This is a genomic window from Caballeronia sp. (assembly GCF_049581465.1).
Classification (GTDB): Bacteria; Pseudomonadota; Gammaproteobacteria; order Burkholderiales; family Burkholderiaceae; genus Caballeronia.
Window position 1 is genome coordinate 11742 of sequence record NZ_JBAUSA010000672.1, and the last position, 17803, is coordinate 29544.

The 17803-nt window shown below is 59.8% G+C and carries 18 protein-coding genes; 10 read left to right on the top strand and 8 right to left on the bottom strand.

Features of this window, described 5'->3' with window-relative positions; genetic code table 11:
* Positions 1-6 precede the first annotated feature (6 nt).
* Both xerD and queG read right to left on the bottom strand, forming a co-directional pair.
* Positions 7-939 (bottom strand): site-specific tyrosine recombinase XerD, encoded by a 933-nt coding sequence (xerD, locus tag WCA53_RS16605; protein ID WP_423912593.1) that lies wholly within the window; start codon positions 937-939, stop codon positions 7-9.
* Positions 926-2212: a tRNA epoxyqueuosine(34) reductase QueG gene (queG, locus tag WCA53_RS16610; protein WP_423912596.1), complete on the bottom strand. Its 1287-nt coding sequence runs from the start codon at positions 2210-2212 to the stop codon at positions 926-928. Before queG ends, xerD begins: the two co-directional genes overlap by 14 nt.
* Before the next feature lie 17 nt (positions 2213-2229).
* Here queG and tsaE point away from each other — a divergent pair, with 17 nt between their 5' ends.
* A complete protein-coding gene (tsaE, locus tag WCA53_RS16615; protein WP_423912599.1) occupies positions 2230-2772 on the top strand; it encodes a tRNA (adenosine(37)-N6)-threonylcarbamoyltransferase complex ATPase subunit type 1 TsaE in 543 nt (180 codons plus the stop codon).
* Positions 2754-4319 carry an N-acetylmuramoyl-L-alanine amidase gene (locus tag WCA53_RS16620; RefSeq protein ID WP_423912602.1) on the top strand — a complete coding sequence of 522 codons (1566 nt, stop codon included), beginning with the start codon at positions 2754-2756 and terminating at the stop codon, positions 4317-4319. Before tsaE ends, WCA53_RS16620 begins: the two co-directional genes overlap by 19 nt.
* Positions 4320-4369: 50 nt before the next feature.
* On the opposite strand, the gene WCA53_RS16625 is transcribed toward WCA53_RS16620, so the two are convergent.
* The gene (locus WCA53_RS16625; RefSeq protein WP_423912607.1) at positions 4370-5254 is read right to left on the bottom strand and encodes an EamA family transporter; all 885 of its coding nucleotides are present in this window, start codon (positions 5252-5254) and stop codon (positions 4370-4372) included.
* A 281-nt stretch (positions 5255-5535) separates the two neighbouring features.
* Between WCA53_RS16625 and WCA53_RS16630 the strand changes: the two genes are divergently transcribed.
* Positions 5536-6414 (top strand): pirin family protein, encoded by an 879-nt coding sequence (locus WCA53_RS16630; RefSeq protein ID WP_423912610.1) that lies wholly within the window; start codon positions 5536-5538, stop codon positions 6412-6414.
* A 108-nt stretch (positions 6415-6522) separates the two neighbouring features.
* Positions 6523-7371: a thioredoxin gene (trxA, locus tag WCA53_RS16635; protein WP_423912613.1), complete on the top strand. Its 849-nt coding sequence runs from the start codon at positions 6523-6525 to the stop codon at positions 7369-7371.
* A 115-nt stretch (positions 7372-7486) separates the two neighbouring features.
* On the opposite strand, the gene WCA53_RS16640 is transcribed toward trxA, so the two are convergent.
* Complete coding sequence (locus WCA53_RS16640; RefSeq protein WP_423912616.1) at positions 7487-8341, bottom strand: tRNA threonylcarbamoyladenosine dehydratase; 855 nt, start codon at positions 8339-8341, stop codon at positions 7487-7489.
* Between the two features lie 310 nt (positions 8342-8651).
* On the opposite strand from WCA53_RS16640, the gene pdxH reads away from it, so the two are divergent.
* From pdxH to WCA53_RS16655, 3 genes are all read left to right on the top strand, one after another.
* Positions 8652-9338, top strand: a complete 687-nt coding sequence (gene pdxH, locus WCA53_RS16645) for a pyridoxamine 5'-phosphate oxidase (RefSeq protein WP_423912619.1) — start codon at positions 8652-8654, stop codon at positions 9336-9338.
* Between the two features lie 187 nt (positions 9339-9525).
* Positions 9526-10740 carry a class I SAM-dependent methyltransferase gene (locus tag WCA53_RS16650; protein WP_423912622.1) on the top strand — a complete coding sequence of 405 codons (1215 nt, stop codon included), beginning with the start codon at positions 9526-9528 and terminating at the stop codon, positions 10738-10740.
* A 104-nt stretch (positions 10741-10844) separates the two neighbouring features.
* Positions 10845-11906, top strand: coding sequence for a DUF72 domain-containing protein (locus WCA53_RS16655; protein WP_423912625.1), 1062 nt, complete (start codon positions 10845-10847; stop codon positions 11904-11906).
* 56 nt (positions 11907-11962) lie between these two features.
* Here the strand turns inward: WCA53_RS16655 and msrA are convergent, their stop codons facing one another.
* On the bottom strand, positions 11963-12523 hold the full coding sequence (gene msrA / locus WCA53_RS16660; protein WP_423912629.1) for a peptide-methionine (S)-S-oxide reductase MsrA: 561 nt from the start codon (positions 12521-12523) through the stop codon (positions 11963-11965).
* A gap of 252 nt (positions 12524-12775) precedes the next feature.
* Between msrA and WCA53_RS16665 the strand changes: the two genes are divergently transcribed.
* The gene (locus tag WCA53_RS16665) at positions 12776-13291 is read left to right on the top strand and encodes a flavin reductase family protein (RefSeq protein WP_423912632.1); all 516 of its coding nucleotides are present in this window, start codon (positions 12776-12778) and stop codon (positions 13289-13291) included.
* A 56-nt stretch (positions 13292-13347) separates the two neighbouring features.
* On the opposite strand, the gene WCA53_RS16670 is transcribed toward WCA53_RS16665, so the two are convergent.
* Both WCA53_RS16670 and WCA53_RS16675 read right to left on the bottom strand, forming a co-directional pair.
* Positions 13348-13836: an Lrp/AsnC family transcriptional regulator gene (locus WCA53_RS16670; RefSeq protein ID WP_423912635.1), complete on the bottom strand. Its 489-nt coding sequence runs from the start codon at positions 13834-13836 to the stop codon at positions 13348-13350.
* A 162-nt stretch (positions 13837-13998) separates the two neighbouring features.
* Entirely contained in the window at positions 13999-14787 is a 789-nt protein-coding gene (locus tag WCA53_RS16675) for an IclR family transcriptional regulator (RefSeq protein WP_423912638.1), read from the bottom strand.
* Between the two features lie 113 nt (positions 14788-14900).
* Here WCA53_RS16675 and WCA53_RS16680 point away from each other — a divergent pair, with 113 nt between their 5' ends.
* Positions 14901-16091, top strand: a complete 1191-nt coding sequence (locus WCA53_RS16680) for an acyl-CoA dehydrogenase (RefSeq protein ID WP_423912641.1) — start codon at positions 14901-14903, stop codon at positions 16089-16091.
* Positions 16092-16205: 114 nt separating this feature from the next.
* Here the strand turns inward: WCA53_RS16680 and WCA53_RS16685 are convergent, their stop codons facing one another.
* Complete coding sequence (locus tag WCA53_RS16685) at positions 16206-16844, bottom strand: peroxiredoxin (RefSeq protein WP_423912644.1); 639 nt, start codon at positions 16842-16844, stop codon at positions 16206-16208.
* A gap of 414 nt (positions 16845-17258) precedes the next feature.
* Between WCA53_RS16685 and WCA53_RS16690 the strand changes: the two genes are divergently transcribed.
* The gene (locus WCA53_RS16690; protein ID WP_423912648.1) at positions 17259-17534 is read left to right on the top strand and encodes a DUF883 family protein; all 276 of its coding nucleotides are present in this window, start codon (positions 17259-17261) and stop codon (positions 17532-17534) included.
* Positions 17535-17803: the final 269 nt, after the last annotated feature.

A 17803-nucleotide genomic window follows, 5' to 3' on the forward strand; every position in this document is an offset into this window, starting at 1 on the left:
ATGCTTCTAGCCGCGAGGATGATGCTCGCGATGCAGCGTCTTCAATCGCTCGCGCGCGACGTGAGTATAGATTTGCGTGGTTGAGATATCGGTGTGACCGAGCAGCAATTGCACCACGCGTAGATCGGCGCCGTGATTCAGCAAATGGGTGGCAAATGCATGACGCAGCGTGTGCGGCGAGAGCGGCGCGCGCACGTCGCCGGTGAGTGCGTGGCGCTTGATGATGTTCCAGAATTGCTGGCGCGTCATGCCTTCGCCGCGCGTGGTGACGAAGAGCGCATCAGCGGCGCGTTGCCCGAGCAAAGCCGGACGCGACTCGCGCAAATAACGCTCGATCCAGTCGTGCGCGGTCTGGCCAAACGGGATGAGGCGCTCCTTCGATCCCTTGCCCATCACGCGTACGACGCCCTCGTTCAAGCCGACTTCCACCGTCTTCAACGTCACCAGTTCGGTCACGCGCAGGCCGCTCGCGTACATCAGCTCCAGCATCGTGCGGTCGCGAAGACCCAGCGCGGTGTCCACGTCGGGTGCGTGCAACAGCGCTTCGACCTGGGCTTCGTTCAAGGTCTTGGGAAAACGCGGCGCCTGCTTGGCCGAGCGCAATTTCAACGTGGGGTCTCCCAGCACGCGATGTTCCCGCATGGCCCACGCGTAGTAGCGGCGGAAAACCGATAGGCGGCGATTCGCGGACGTGGCCTTGTCAGCCCGACGCGCGGCCATATAGCCGTTCATGTCGGCCTCGGTGGCGGTATCGACGGTGCCGCCCCGCGTCTTCGACAACCATTGTGCAAAGAGCCTCAAGTCCCGCCGATAAGCCTCCAGCGAGTTTTTCGCGAGGCCGTGTTCGAGCCACAATGCGTCGCAGAACATATCGATCGACGCCGTGCTCGACACCAGTTCCTGCGCGGGTTTCTCGTCGATCGCTTCAGTCAATTCCATCGAGCCTTCCTTCTTCAAGTAACGCCCAGTCGATATGTTCGCGCACCAGTTCCGACGCGTCGGCGGCGCGCTCACGCAGCGCGGTCCGAATAGCCAGGCGCTCGTCGGGCTTGAGTGTAGGCGAACGCAGCGCATTGCCCATCGCTACTGCGATATTGCGCAACCATCGCTCATGTCCGATACGACGAATCGCGCTGCCCTGCATGCGTTCGTCGAACTCTTGCGCGCTCCACCCGAACAGTGCCACAAGCGACGCACGGTCGAGCCCATGCCTCACGTCGAAATCCGCGACCGGTGAGGCCTGTGCAAACTTGTTCCACGGGCAAACAAGCTGGCAATCGTCGCAGCCATAGACGCGGTTGCCGATCAACGGCCGCAGCTCTTCCGGAATGCTGCCCTTAAGCTCGATCGTCAGGTACGAGATACAGCGCCGGGCGTCCACGCGATACGGCGCGACGATCGCGCCCGTCGGACACACGTCGATACAGCGCGTGCAGCTTCCGCAATGCGAGCCATCATGTTCGGGCGCGCTCTCGGGATTCGCGATGGCGTCGGGAGGCAGCGGAATATCGACCAGAATCTCGCCGATGAAAAACAGCGAACCCGCGTCGCGTTGCAAGAGCAGCGTGTGCTTGCCACGCCAGCCGACACCCGCCTTTTGCGCCAGCGCGACTTCCAGAACGGGGGCTGAATCCGTGAACACGCGATATCCGTAGGCGCCGATCGCCGCTTCGATCCGCTCAGCCAGTTGCTGCAAACGTCCGCGCAATACCTTGTGATAGTCGCGGCCTCGCGCGTATATCGAAACGACCGCGGCGGCTGGGTCGTCGATTCGCGCCCATTCGATTGCGCGCCAATCAGATGCCTTAGCCGATGCCTGATCGTCGGCTGTCGCGGTACTTTCGTGGACCTTGCCGTTGAGTGTCGATGCCGGCAAGTAGGCCATTCGAATCGTAATAACTCGTCGCGTGCCGGCCACAAGCTCGGCTGGCCTTGCGCGTTTCATCGCATGTTTGGCCATATAATCCATCTCGCCGTGATAGCCTGCTTCGAGCCACGAGGCTAGGCCTTCTTCGGCATCCGTCAAGTCGGCGTCGCTGATGCCGACCGCACCGAAACCCAACTCGCGCCCCCAAGCTTTGATGTGTTGCGCGAGTTCAGCGAGCGCGTCTGCGTCGTCCTCGCCGAAGTCGCGCACAAGGTCACGCGTGTTCACGGCGACGTCGTTTGACGCGCTGATGCGCTTCGCTGGGTGTTCCGGCAATCGGTTCATCACGACATTTTACGAGAATGCCCGACACCCCCGCCCGTTCAATTGCAAACCCGCTCGCTTCGTTGCTGAAACGCCGCTTCGACCTTCCCGACGAAGACGCGACGCTTGCCTTTGGCGGCCGTTTCGCGCTGGCTCTTGCGCATATCAAGCGCACTTTGGGCGAACGATTCCCCGGCTTGCAGGTGCAGTTGATCGGCGATCTCGGCGCGGGCAAGACGACCCTGGTGCGCGCGACACTGCGTGCCCTCGGTCACGCGGGTCGCGTGCGCAGTCCCACTTACACACTCGTCGAGCCCTACTCACTTGCAACCGATCTGGGTCCGCTCGACGTCTATCATTTCGATCTCTATCGCTTTGTCGACCCGGCCGAATGGGCCGATGCGGGCTTCCGCGAATACTTCGATACGGGCGCGATCTGTCTCGTCGAGTGGCCGCAAAAGGCTGGCGGGCTCCTCGGCGTACCGGACCTCGAATTCACGCTTGAACCGGAAGGTGAAGGCCGCGTGCTCATCGCACGGGCGTTTAGCGAAACAGGAAAGACATGTCTCGAAAGTTGTTGATCAAGCCGTTTCAGTCGATCGAATCGACCGCGACGGCGTCGCATAACTGGCGGCGCCGCCAAGTCCTGCGCGCCGGTGCGTCAACCATAGCGCTCGCGCTGCTCGGACCCAAGCTTGCATACGCCAGTTCGGTGCTCGGCGTACGCGTCTGGCCGGCCCGCGATTACACGCGGGTCACGATCGAGTCCGATCAGCCCCTGCAAATCAATCAGCAACTGCTGCAGGCTCCAGACCGTCTCGTCGTTGACCTGAACGGACTGGACCTCGACGAGGCGTTGAAGGATCTCGTCTCAAAGATCACGCCGAACGATACGCAGATCCAGTCGGTGCGCATCGGACAATACCAGCCGCACGTGGTACGCATGGTGTTCGACCTGAAGGGATCGGTAAAGCCACAAGTGTTCACGCTGGGGCCGATCGGAAGCTATAAATACAGGCTGGTGTTCGATCTGTATCCCGCCGTCGCGCCCGATCCGCTGATGGATTTGCTAGCCCAGTCCGAGCGCAAGCAGCAGACGCTGGACCAGACCGACCCCAATCCGGCGCAACCGCCAGCCACGCTGAGCGGCCCGGCGACGCCGCCGCCGAAAACAGCCCTCGCCGATACCACCGACGACTTCTTCCAGAAGTACGCGCAGAACAGCGCGACCGACTTGCCGCGCGCACCCGCGCCGTTCGTGCCACCGGTCGGCGCGCCTGCCGTTCCGTTGGCGAGACCCAGGCCTGTCATCAAGCCGGCGCCGCCCGTTGCCATCGCGAAACAGGACGATTCGTCAAGCACATCGGACACCGACGACTACGGCTTCGCCAATCCGAAAAGCAACAAGCCGGGCACGACTCGCCTGCTGACCGTTGCTATCGACCCGGGACATGGCGGCGAAGATCCGGGAGCGATCGGCGCCGGCGGCACTTACGAGAAGCACATTGCGCTCGATGTCGCCAAGAAACTGCGCGCCAAGATCGACGCGCAGCCGAACATGCGCGCAATGATGACCCGCGACGCCGACTTCTTCGTGCCGCTCAACGTGCGCGTGCAAAAGGCTCGTCGCGTGGGCGCGGATCTGTTCGTATCCATTCACGCGGACGCGTTCACCACGCCCGAGGCACGCGGTTCGTCCGTGTTCGCGTTGTCCGATCATGGCGCTTCTAGCGCGGCGGCGCGCTGGATGGCCAACAAGGAAAACTCGTCCGATTCCATTGGAGGGATCAACGTGTCGACGCAGGACGCGAGCGTCAACCGCGCACTTTTCGACATGTCGACCACCGCGCAAATTCGCGACTCGATGCGCTACGGCAACTTCGTGTTGAACGAGATCGGGGACATCAACAAGCTGCACAAGGGATCCGTGGAACAAGCCGGCTTCGCTGTGCTGAAAGCTCCCGATATCCCTTCGATCCTCGTGGAAACCGCATTCATCAGCAATCCGGAAGAGGAACAGCGCCTGAACGACGACGCATACCGCGACAAGATGGCCAATGCGATCATGAAGGGCATCAAGCGATACTTTGCAGCAAATCCGCCGCTCGCCAAGAGCAGGATGACGTAGTGCACAACCGCAGGATGACGTATTGATCAACCGCCCGTCGCGCTGGAAACCTAGCGCGCGGCGGACGTCAACCGACGCGCGAGCTGCCCGCCGAACACGTTCACCACGAGTCCGGCCATGACCAGCACCGCGCCCAGCATCTGGACCGGACTCAAGCCTTCGTCGAGCAGCAAGGCGGCAGAGACCAGCCCGACAATCGGCACGAGTAGCGAGAACGGCGCAACCTGGCTTGCCGGATATCGCGCCAGCAACTTCCCCCACAACGTGTAGCCCATCATGGTCGCGACAAACGCGAGGTAGACGATCGCCGCGACGGATGTCAGCGAAATGGTCGACAAGCTGGCCTCGATACGTCCCGGTCCTTCCAGCATCAACGAAAGCGCGAGGAATGGCAGAGGCGGAATGAGGCTCGCCCATACGACCAGCGACAGCAAATCGACCTTGCCCATCCGCTTCGTGATGACGTTGCCCATCCCCCACATGCACGCAGCCCCCAACGTGAGCACGAAGCCGGCGGCGGTCATTGCGTGGCCGCCTTCAATGCCGATCACGGCCAGCCCGCATGCGGCGACCAGCAAGCCCAAGATATTCGGCACGCGAACCCGCTCGCCAAGAATCACCGCCGCGAAAATCAGGGTGGCGAACGCCTGCGCCTGCAGGACGAGCGAAGCGAGGCCTGCGGGCATGCCGACCGACATGGCATAGAAAAGCAGCGCGAACTGGCCGAGCGAAATAGTTGCGCCATAGGCGAACAGCCATCGAAACGCGATGGCCGGGCGCTTGACGAAAAACACGGCCGGGAAAGCGACCAACGCAAAGCGCAACGCGCCGAGAAGCATGGGCGGCACGCCGTGCAGGCCAACTTTGATGACGACGAAGTTCACCCCCCAGACAAGAATGACAATCAACGCGGACAACAAATCCTTGGGCGACATCGCCATCTCCGTGAGTTTTTTCAAAGGGCACGTAAATCGAATCCAGACGGGTACTTTAGCGGACGATGGCTGCAAACGGGCTTCATAAACTTACGGCATGGGCCATTCGGACGAGGCAAAAAAAACACTCGACATCGTCCCCCTGTCGGGCGTTACTTTGCCCGCTCCGCTGAAAACGGTTGCAGCATCGGCCTGATGGCCTAGGGGCCCGAATCGTTTGTGTGCTTCCTGACTACGCCCAGTAGAATCAGGTTTCCGAGTACGCAATCCAGGGCGTTCAAATGTCTTCAACGATCGAAGCGTTTCTCAAGCCGCATCAACACGACATCGGAAACCTCATCGTCCGGCGCGTGTTGCCTTCGGCTGCCGTCCGAACTGTCGGGCCGTTCATCTTCTTCGACCACATCGGTCCCGCTACGCTCATGCCCGGAGTGGGAATCGACGTGCGCCCGCATCCGCACATCGGCCTCGCGACCGTAACGTATCTATTCGAAGGCGCGATCATGCACCGCGACAGCATCGGTTCAGTACAGAAGATCACGGCCGGCGACGTGAACTGGATGACGGCGGGCCGCGGCATCGTGCATTCGGAACGCACGCCCGACGAAGAGCGCGCGACGGGCCAGAAAATGCACGGTATCCAGACGTGGGTTGGATTGCCCACGAAGGACGAGGAAGTCGCGCCGTCGTTCGAACATCATGCGGCTGCTACGCTGCCGCAAATCGACCGCGACGGTGTCAAGCTTCGCGTGATCGCCGGTAGCGCGTTCGGGCAAACGGCGCCCACCGTTACGTTCTCGCCCACGCTCTACGTGGCGGCTGAGTTTTCGGCGGACAGCGCCGTGACGCTCGATACCGAACACGAGGAACGTGGGGTCTACCTGCTGGAAGGGGATCTGAGCGTCGACGGGAGTGTGTTGCCTGAAGGCCAGATGGCCGTGTTGAAGACAGGTTTTCCGGTCGATCTGCGCAGCACGAACGGTGCGATCGCGATGGTGCTCGGCGGCGCGCCGCTGGACGGCCATCGGTTCCTGGAATGGAATTTCGTGTCGAGTTCAAGGGAGAAAATCGAGGCCGCCAAGATCGCCTGGAGCGAGCAGCGTATCGGCCACGTTCCCGGCGAAACCGAGTTCATTCCGTTGCCGCCGCCCCGCCCTTAGTCGAACGCGCCTGAAGCTTAATGGATGGCCGGACGCGGGCGCGACCTTGAACTCCGCTGTCGTGCCCCAAAATAATGGCTCATCGCTACGCGTATTTGGAGGAAGACCATGGACACAACTCTCGCCACGTTCGAACAAGATGTAATCACCGCGTCCACGCTCGCGCCGGTGCTCGTGGACTTTTGGGCGCCGTGGTGCGGTCCGTGCAAGACGCTCGGCCCAATGCTCGAGCGACTCGAAGCGGAAGGCGCGGGCAAGTGGAAGCTTGTGAAGGTGAATGTCGATGAAAATCAGGAGCTGGCGCAACACTTCCAGGTGCGCAGCATTCCGCACGTTATCGCGTTTGCGGACGGCCACGCCGTCGACCAGTTCATTGGCGTGCTGACGGAAGGCCAGTTGCGGGAGTTCATCGAGAAACTGGTGCCAGATGGCGCCGAAGCCGAGCGTCGCGCGGCGCATCTGGCCTATGCAGCGGGCGAAAAGCTCCAGGCAATCGATCACATCAAAAACAGTCTCGCGCTTGATCCGGGCTACGACGACGCGCGGCTGGACCTGATCGAATGGCTGTTAGCGGCCAATCGCATCGACGAAGCGCGCGACGAGGACAAGCTGCTTTCGCCGAAAACCACGCAGGGAATCGACACTCGCTATAACGCGTTGAAAACGGAACTGGACGCGGCGGACGCCGCCGCTGCCCTCCCGCCCGCCGATGCGCTTATCGCTGCCGTAACCGCGAACCCCGACGACCTTGAGGCGCGATTCGCACTGGCCAACCGCCTGATTGCGGGTCGCGATTTCGACGGTGCGCTGGAACATTTGTTCGCGATCGTGACGCGCGACCGCGCTTTCATGGACGACGTGGGGCGCAAGACAATGCTGTCGGTTTTCGCGCTCGCCGCGCACCAGCCTGAGGTGGTATCGCATTGGCGCCGCAAACTGAGTTCAGCGATGAACTGAGCTTGCGCAACGTCCGCGCAAGGTTTTTGACGGTGTTAAAAACTAGCGCGCGAAGGAAGCAGGAAGCAGATGAAAAATGGCCGCTCTAACCGAGCGGCCATTTTTTCTACCGTTTTCATATCAGCTTGGCTAAGTCCCTTAAAACATAAGCGACGGCTGCAAATCCGAAACTTGCCGTCACGCAGACACTCGATCCAAAGCCCGCGCAATTGAGTCCCACCGGCCCGACATGAATTGGCGCGGCGTCCGCGTCTCCAGCTTCTTCGCTGATATCGCGCACGGGCGCATCGGGATAAATCAGCGGTTCGTCGGAATACACCGCGCTCACCTTGAATTTCGCTTTCGGCCCGCGCGGAAAACCGTGGTGCTTGCGCAACTGGCCGCGAACTTTTGAAAGCAATGGGTCCTGGATCGTCAGGGCAAGATCGTCGATACGAATCCGCGTCGGATCCAATTGCCCGCCCGCGCCGCCGATAGTAATCAACTTCTGGTTGTGCTCCACGCACCACGCGATCAACGCCGTTTTGGTCCGCACGCTGTCGATTGCATCGATAACGAAATCGAAACCGCCGCCCAGCACGGTGTCGAAGTTGGCCGGTTCGACGAAATCCTCGACCTCGGTCACCTGGCAAGCAGGATCGATCAACCGGATGCGCTCGGCCATCGCGCTGACCTTCGCCTTGCCGTAATTGCCGTCAAGTGCATGCACCTGGCGATTCGTATTGCTTTCGGCCACGTTGTCCAAGTCAATCAGCGTGAGTCGCCCGATTGCGTTACGTGCCAGCGCCTCAACTGCCCACGATCCCACGCCGCCGATTCCGATCACCGCAACGTGCGCGCGCTCGAACGCAGCCAGTCCGGCTGCGCCATACAAGCGCGCGACGCCACCAAAGCGGCGTGCGCGGTCAGCGGGTTCAAACTCCGGCGTAGCGGAGGTAAGATTGATGGCATCAGGGGCCAAGCTGTTCATAGTCGATTTGCGGAGCGTGCAACAAGAAAAAAGCGAGTGGCCAAAAGCCGCGCTGACGCGCTATTGCAACGATAGAAGCAGTAGTGAGCAGGTTTTCGCTTAATTGCGTATTCTGCCTTATCGACGGTCGACTCGTGGAAGCGACCCAGCGACATTGAAAGCTTAATGAAACCAACCAGTGGAGTGCAAGACTTTTCTTGAATCGCGTCGAAAATCAACTCAAAGCACGAAATCGACGTTTATAGAGCGGTGAAGCCCAGGATTTGTCGTCCTTGGATATACTGATGCGACTGAAGCGTTTGCATAAAAAATGACCTCCCTCGCTGATCTTCGTAAGAATTATTCCATCGGATCGCTCGACACATCCGACGTGGATGCCGATCCGATTCGACAATTCGAAAAGTGGTTCGCACAGGCGCTCGACGCTCAGTTACCCGAACCGAATACCATGACCCTCGCCACGGTCGACGAGCGCGGCCGCCCCTCGGCGCGCATCGTCTTGATCAAGGGCATCGACGAACGCGGGATCGTTTTCTACACGAACTACGAAAGCCGCAAGGGTCGTGAGCTCGCCGCCAACCCCGCCGCGAGCCTGCTGTTTTACTGGATCGAACTTGAGCGCCAAGTGCGCTTCGAAGGCTCCGTCGTCAAGACTAGCGCCGAAGAAAGCGATGCTTACTATGCGTCGCGCCCGCTGAACTCGCGCATAGGCGCCTGGGCGTCGGCGCAGAGTGAGGTGATTGAAAGCCGCGCGGTGCTCGAAGCCCGCGAGCGCGAAATCATCGCGCAATACGGCGACCACCCGCCGCGCCCACCATTCTGGGGCGGCTTCCGGCTTGTCCCCGACACCATCGAATTCTGGCAGGGCCGCCCGTCACGGTTGCATGACCGCGTCCGGTACACCCGCGGCACCCGCAGCAGCACACACAACACGCGTAACGAAACCGATCAAGTGGAAATCGGCCAGCAATGGCAGATCGCCCGACTATCGCCGTAGCAAGATCTCGACGCATCGCCAGGTTCCTCGCGAACCGGCACGACTGAACCGACCCGCGCCAAAACGCGTTTCGTGGCGGTGTGTCCGGGGCAAGCCAGGCCTGTGCGAAGCGGTCGAATGATCTTGGCACGCGTGCAGCACCAGCGACCCGTTTGGCTTCATTTCATCTGAGCGCGGAGAGACAAGCATGTTCTGGGAGAAAAAACTGACGCAGTGGGTGCAGGACGTTCGCAACCGGGCCAACCTGCCCGCACGCCTCGTCCTGTGGGATGGGCAGCAACACGACTTCGGCAGCTTCGCGGCGCCGCAAGTCACGCTACATGTGAAGAGCGCGACCGCGTTGCCTTATCTGCTAGAGCCGAGTCTCGATAATCTCGGCGAAGCCTATGTCAAAGGAAAGATCGACATTGAAGGCAAGCTGTCGGACATCATCAACATCAGTTATGGACTGGCCAAAAGCACGGTCACGAGCGCCGGCAAGCTGGCGCGTGTGCGGCGCTACTTCAATCACACGAAGGCGTCGGACAAGAAAGCCATCCAGTACCACTACGATGTATCGAACGAGTTCTACCAGCTCTGGCTCGACGAGAACATGGTGTACTCCTGTGCGTATTTCGAGAACGGCGACGAAGACCTCGCGACAGCGCAGATCAAGAAGATCGACCACATTCTCACCAAGATCCAGTTGCAGCCCGGCCAGCGCCTGCTCGATATCGGCTGCGGCTGGGGCGCGCTCGTCCTGCGGGCAGCTCAAAAATTTGGCGCGCAATGCGTGGGCGTGACGCTTTCGCAGAACCAGTTCGATCTCGCTACCAAGCGCGTGAAGGACGCCGGGCTTGAGGGCAAGATCGAAATCCGGCTGCAGGATTATCGCGACGTGCAAGGCCAGTTCGACCGGATCACGAGCGTCGGCATGTTCGAGCACGTCGGTCGCAAGAATCTGCCCGGTTACTTCGGCAGGGTCCACGATCTGCTGACGGACGACGGCATCGCGATGAACCACGGCATCACATCGACCGACTTCAACAGCGGCGAAACGGCGCTGGGCGGCGGCGAATTCATCGACAGATATGTCTTCCCGGACGGCGAATTGCCGCATATCGGGCTTGCGCTCCAGGCGTTGCAGGAAGGCGGCCTCGAAGCCGTCGATGTGGAAAGCCTGCGTCGCCACTATGCCCGCACGCTCGATATCTGGGCGGAAAATTTCGAGGCGAGGTCGGAGCAGGCGAAGAAGCTCGTCGACGATGAAAAATTCCGCATCTGGCGCGTATATCTGGCGGGTTGTGCTTATGCGTTCGAGAACGACGAGGTGTCGATTTATCAGATCGTTTGCCGCAAAGCCGGGCGTAGTGCGAAGACACTGCCGCGGTCACGCAGATATATGTACGAGAAGGCGCTCTGATTCCGGCATCGGGTGCCGATAGCGATTCGACCGCGGCGGGTGACGAACCGGCTGCGGTTGATTCCTGCGCGCGGACCGCCGAGACCGAGGACGCAGGCGCCGCCTTGAAGCAGCCCGATCTGTTCGGTGAGACGGGCACAACGAGTGGACCGGACGCAACGGACGCGCCCGAGGCCAAGCCCCCTGCACCGACTTCACGCACAAAATCCCGCGGCGTCCTTCCTGCGCCCGCCGCGCCCGAACTCCACGCTCTAGCTGCCCGCCTGCCCGATTCGATTCATCTCGGCCCGTCGACCTGGTCGTTTCCCGGGTGGCGCGACCTTGTCTACGGCGACGACTATTCGTCGGCCAAACTTTCCCGCGATGGCCTCGGCGCACTCAGCGCGCACCCGTTGCTGCGTTGTGTGTCCATCGACCGTTCGTTCTACGGGCCGTTATCGGTGGGCGAATACGCCCGCTTCGCGAACCAGGTGCCGGAGCACTTCCGGTTTATCGTGAAAGCGCCGTCGTCGGTCACCGACGCCACCGTGCGCGGCAATAAAGGCGTTCCTGCCGGCGATAACCCCGCGTTTCTTGACGCGCGCATCGCCATCGACGAATTCGTGCAACCTTGTATAAGCGGGCTGGGCGCCAAGGCCGGTGCGCTCGTATTTCAGATTTCGCCGTTGCCCGACGCGCTGGTCGTCGATCCGTCGGCGTTCCTTGAACGGCTTTGCGCATTCCTCAAGGCGTTGCCGCCCTTGCCCGGCGAAACTTGCTACGCCGTCGAGTTGCGCGACGCCGTGATGCTGACGCCGCGCTTCGTCCGCGTGCTACGTGAGTCGAACGTACGGTATTGCGTCGGCATCCACGCGCGCATGCCCGATCCGCGCCGGCAAGCGAAGGCGCTGGCATTGCTCGATGAAGGCGGCCTCGGACCGCTGATTGTGCGCTGGAGCCTGCATGGCGGCTTCAAATACGAGCAGGCGAAGGCGAAGTACGAGCCGTTCGACCAGCTCGTCGATGAAGACCCTGACACGCGCGCAGCGCTCGCCGAACTGGCCGTGCGCTATGCGCTGGGCGGCCAGCCCGTGCTGATCGCGGCGAACAACAAGGCCGAAGGGTCGGCGCCGCTCACGTGCATCGCGCTGGCAAAGGCAATGGCCGTGCTGTTTGCGCCCAAATAAAAAACGGGCCGCGTTTTCACGAAGCCCGTTTTTCTCAAAACCCCTTCAAAACACCCCTACCGCCTCAAGCGATGTGCGAACTTCTGCCGAAATTTCGCCACCTTCGGTGCGACCACGAAGGCGCAATATCCCTGATTCGGATGTTGCTCGAAGTAGTTCTGGTGGTAATCCTCGGCCGGAAAGTAGTTGCCGTTCAGGGGCGTGACTTCGGTGACGATCTTGCCATCGAAAATCCCGTCCTTCTGCAATTGATCGATCGTTTCCAGCGCGATTTTCCGCTGCTCGTCCGAGTGCGTAAAAATAGACGATCGATACTGCGTGCCGACGTCGTTGCCTTGGCGATTAAGTTGCGTCGGATCGTGCGTCGCGAAGAAAATTTCAAGAACTTCGCCGTATCCGATCACGGACGGATCGAAGTCTACTTTGATCACTTCAGCGTGTCCGGTTGTGCCGTCGCAAACCTGCTCGTACGACGGATTTTTCGCGTGGCCTCCGGCATAGCCTGATTCCACCGCCAACACGCCATCTACCCCTAGGAATACCGCTTCGGTGCACCAAAAACATCCACCGCCGATGGTCGCGGTTTCGCGCTCGGCCTTTTCGTCATGTTGCGTCATGCTGGCTCCTGGTTCGCGTTTCGCACGGCATCAAATATGGGCGAAACCCCTGTCAATCAACTTAGTGAGCTTACTGGGTTTTTAATGGCCGCGTCGCGCGTGAGGCTTTTCCCACGGTGGATCCGGATTCTAATCCGCTAGAATTGCAAACAAACCCTAATCTTCCGATGACTTCGAAATCCGTCCATCTGGCAATCCGCACGCCCTTTTGACAGCTTTCGCCGCTCCAGTCGAAAACGAACAACTTGCCCGATGACCCGCGCCAATCCACCGAATTTCGATAACCTTGCTTTCCGCGATGCCCTCAGCCAGTTCGCCACGGGCGTCACGGTCATCACCACGCGCGCCGCATCCGGCGAACTGATTGGCATAACCGCCAGTTCTTTCAATTCCGTTTCGCTTGATCCACCGCTGGTTTTGTGGAGCCTTTCGACCAACTCGGCGTCGATGCCTGTCTTTCAGGCGAATAGTCACTATGTGGTGAATGTGCTCGCGGCGTCGCAGGTCGACCTGTGCAAACGTTTCGCGACGGTCAAGGGCGACCGCTTTGCCGGTGTGTCACACGCAGCCGGCGATACGGGCATGCCTGTGCTCAATGGGGCGCTTGCGTGGTTCGAATGCCACAACCGCAGCCGCTATCAGGAAGGCGATCACGTGATTTTCGTGGGTCAGGTCGAACGGTGTGGGGTGCATCCGGATGCGGCTAAGATCTCCCCGCTCGTATTCCAGGCGGGACTGTTTCATACGCTTGGGACGCTAGACCAGTGAGTGAGGGGCTCGTGGTGGTTCCGCAAGCAGAGCCGCCACCTCAATAAAACCCCCGTTCAATTCGTACGGTCGATCAGCGCCACCGGCACACCGGTTTCGTCCTTCATGGTCTGGAGTACGATGTTCGAGCGGATGTCAATCACGCCCGGCGCCTTATAAAGCTTGCTGAGGATGAAGTCGGAATAATGCTTCAGGTTGTAAGCGAGCACGCGTAGCACGTAATGGGTGTCGCCCGTCACAACAAACGCGCCCACCACTTCCGGCCATTCCCGCACCGCGTCCGCAAATTTCTCGTGCCAGTTTTCCTGATCGTTGCGCATCGACACGTGGACAAACGCCTCCAACTCCACGCCGAGTCGTTCACGGTCGAGACACGCGCGATAACTCGCGATTACCCCTTCTTCTTCCAGTAGCCGCATCCGGCGTAGGCAAGCCGAAGGCGATAGCGAAATTCGCTCCGCCAAATCGAGGTTGCTGATGCGTCCATCCTCTTGCAGCACCGATAAAATTCGGCAATCCGTTGCGTCCAGCGAGAACCCGGTCATTTTTTTGTCCCCCTGCGGCTGTTTGGTCGAATTATGTTCTAAGACCAATTTTTTGGGGAGCTTATTTATAAATCGCGTTTTTACGCCTTTATGCGTATTTCGATCTAATTTAGTCGCCGGAACGACTTATTTTGGGCGCGAGGCCTTTGCCAGCGCGGCCGTTCAGGCCAGTCGCCCAGCCAATGCGCGCAGCTTTGGACCAATGACTTCGCGGAAATAAACGTCATCCATTGAGGACGCCGGCCCGCTGCTGCTCAATACCAACCACTGCCCGTTGCGGACATCGCGTAGTGGCACCGCAATCGCATTCACGTCCTCGTGCCAGTCGCGAAACGAATAGCAACAGCCATCGCGGGCAAAATCCGCGATTGATTCCCGCGCCGCCTCGACCAGACGCGCACCGTCCTTTCCCGCCGCCGTGGCAAGTTCCTGTAACAGCGCCGCGCACACGTCCGGTTCCTGCACGGCCAGATAGGCGCGACCCATGGAACTCGTCAGCATGGACAACCGGGAACCAGGCGCGAGGCCCAGGGTTAGCGCGGTTTCACTGCGGATCGTCTCCAGATAGATCATGTCGAGGCCATCGCGACAACCCAGCGAAACCGCCGCCCCAATCTCCCGCGCCAACGCCCGCATGTGCGGTCGGGCAAGTTCCAGCGCATCAACGCCGGCGAGCAATGTGAACCCTAGCGACAACACACCAGTATCGAGCGCATATTTACCCGCAGGTTCATCGAACCGAAGATAGCCAAGCGTAGTCAGCGTATATACCAGCCGATTCACGGTCGCTTTCGCCAAGCCCGTCCTTTCAACGAAATCGCGATTGCCCAACAAGGTCTCGCCCGGACGAAAGACACGTAGAAGCGAAAGTCCGCGAGCTAAAGCAACGACGAACTTCCGCTCATCGATACCCTCGGGTACATCGGAATTCGGATTGAAGTTCAGTGGCATCGAATGCTACACTCAAGTGCGATTTGCAAAACATTGTTCCGCAGAGCGGAACTAAAGTCAAGTCCGAAAGTTCGTTGAAAGCTCGTTAATGGAAGGGAAACAGGAGAAGAGACATGGCCGATACCGCCCGCTTCAATTGGGAAGATCCGTTGCTGCTCGACCAGCAACTTAGCGACGAAGAACGCATGATCCGCGACGCTGCGCACGCGTACGCGCAAGACAAGCTGCAGCCGCGCGTGCTCGAGGCTTTTCGCAACGAACACACCGACGTCGCGATCTTTCGCGAAATGGGCGAACTCGGCTTGCTCGGCCCGACTATCCCGGAACAGTACGGCGGTCCGGGCCTTAATTACGTGAGCTACGGGCTGATCGCGCGCGAAGTGGAACGCGTCGATTCGGGTTATCGATCGATGATGTCCGTGCAATCGTCGCTCGTGATGGTGCCTATCAACGAGTTCGGCAGCGACGCCCAAAAACAAACGTACTTGCGAAAGCTGGGAAGCGGCGAGTGGATCGGCTGTTTCGGACTCACCGAACCGAACGCCGGCTCCGATCCGGCAAGCATGACAACGCGCGCCAAAAAGGTCGATGGCGGTTTTTCGATGTCAGGCCAGAAAACGTGGATCTCCAATTCACCGATCGCCGATGTATTCGTCGTGTGGGCGAAACTCGAAGAGGACGGACAGGACCAGATTCGCGGCTTCATCCTCGAAAAGGGCTGGAAGGGTTTGAGCGCCCCGAAGATTCACGGCAAAGTCGGGCTAAAAGCGTCGATCACCGGCGAAATCGTGATGGATGAAGTCTTCGTTCCCGAAGAGAACATGCTCCCCAACGTCCGTGGTCTAAAAGGACCGTTCACGTGCTTGAATTCCGCGCGATACGGCATTGCGTGGGGCGCGCTCGGTGCGGCTGAAGCGTGCTGGCACATGGCGCGGCAATACACGCTCGACCGCAAGCAGTTCGGCCGGCCGCTCGCCGCCAACCAGCTTATCCAGAAGAAACTTGCCGATATGCAGACCGAAATCACGCTGGGATTGCAAGGCGTTTTGCGACTTGGCCGTATGAAGGACGAAGGAACGGCTGCGGTCGAGATCACGTCGATCATGAAGCGCAATTCCTGCGGAAAGGCGCTGGACATTGCGCGGCTCGCGCGCGACATGCTCGGCGGAAATGGGATTTCCGACGAATTCGGCATCGCGCGCCACTTGGTGAACCTGGAAGTCGTGAACACCTATGAAGGCACGCACGATATTCACGCGCTGATTCTTGGCCGTGCACAGACGGGGATTCAAGCGTTTTTCTGAGGTTTTCTGGTTGGCCGTTCGTGGCCTGACTCAAGCAAAAAAGCCAACGCCTTGCGGCGTTGGCTTTTTTGCTTGGTTTTTTGCTGGAGTCAGGTCCAGCGGTTGAGGCACCCGCTATTTGTTCGGTTGCGGCGTCAACCGCAAATACGGACGCACCGCCTTGAACCCCTTTGGAAACTTGCGCTTGATCTCTTCCGGGTCTTGCAGGGACGGCACGATCACCACGTCGTCGCCCTGCTTCCAATTGGCAGGCGTCGCGACCTGATGGCTGTCGGTGAGTTGCAAAGAGTCGATTACACGCAGGATTTCATCGAAGTTCCGACCCGTGCTCGCCGGATAAGTAATCGTCAGGCGCAGCTTTTTCTGCGGATCGATGACGAACAGCGACCGCACAGTCAACGTGGCATTCGCGTTCGGATGGATCATGTCATACAGTTCCGACACCTTGCGGTCGCCATCGGCCAGGATCGGAAAGCCGACATTCGCGGCCTGCGTTTCATTGATGTCCTTGATCCATTCCTTGTGCGATTCCACGCTATCCACCGACAACGCAATCGCCTTTACATTGCGCTTCTCAAACTCGTCCGCGAGCTTTGCGGTCAGTCCGAGTTCGGTCGTGCACACCGGCGTGAAATCCGCTGGATGCGAAAAAAGCACGCCCCAGCTGTCACCCAGCCATTGGTGAAACCGGATACGGCCGACACTGGAATCCTGTTCGAAATCCGGCGCTATATCGCCGAGATGCAAGCTCATAATGTGTCTCCTCGAAGCGTTGGACCGCGATGCACGTAGATATACGTGACAGCGCGGGCTGGTGTCGACTGAACCGGCTGGCCGTTTTTGCGGGCGCAGCGCGATCGGACGGAACGCTAGCATACGGGACTAAACCCGCTCGGCTAACGAACATTCCGTTAGATACACATGCGAATTTGTAATTTTTCAACGTCGACGGAAGTTTTTGCGGGCCAGATCGGCGTGGTACTTTATCGGATGCTTATCCCGCCAGGGCGTCCCTCCGCTGTTTGAGCGCCTGCGTAGCATCAGGAACAAAAACTGCAGGAAGCACTCGGCGCGCATGGCTGCCAATTGACGGCTGCATCTTTGGTACGATTCGCATAGCCCCGGCGATTGGGGCCATCAACGTCAGAAATCAATAAGGAGCGATTCATGTCGGATATCAAAACCGTTCTCGCAGACGCCGAAGACCTGTTGAAGCAGGCCGCAAGCGCCACTGGCGAGCGTGCATCCGAGTTGCGCGAGACCGCTCTGAGCCGCTTGAAGCAAGCGAAAGAAAAGGCTGCCGACGCACAGGTCGTGGTGATCGAAAAGGGTAAGAAAGCCGCCCGCGCGACCGATGACTTCGTGCACGAGCGTCCGTGGGCATCGATCGGAATTGCAGCAGGTCTGGGTGTCGTCGTCGGCTTGCTGATCAACCGCCGATAAGGTTGCGTCCAGGCTCGCGGCATTCTTCGAACTAGCCGGCAGGACGCGCTGCCACGCGGCGGGTCGAATCAGGCCCCCGCTAGCGTCTTAGTTCCAAACGACCGGGTGGTTGCGTAACGCAACCACCCGGAAGTGTATGCGCCATTAACCACCCTATCAGCGGCCAAGACATGACGACAGAAAGGCAATCGCCGCACGAAACCCCGAGCCCGCTGCGCCGTATCGTCAGTTCCGTGTTCGCCATTTTCGAAACGCGTCTCGAGCTTATC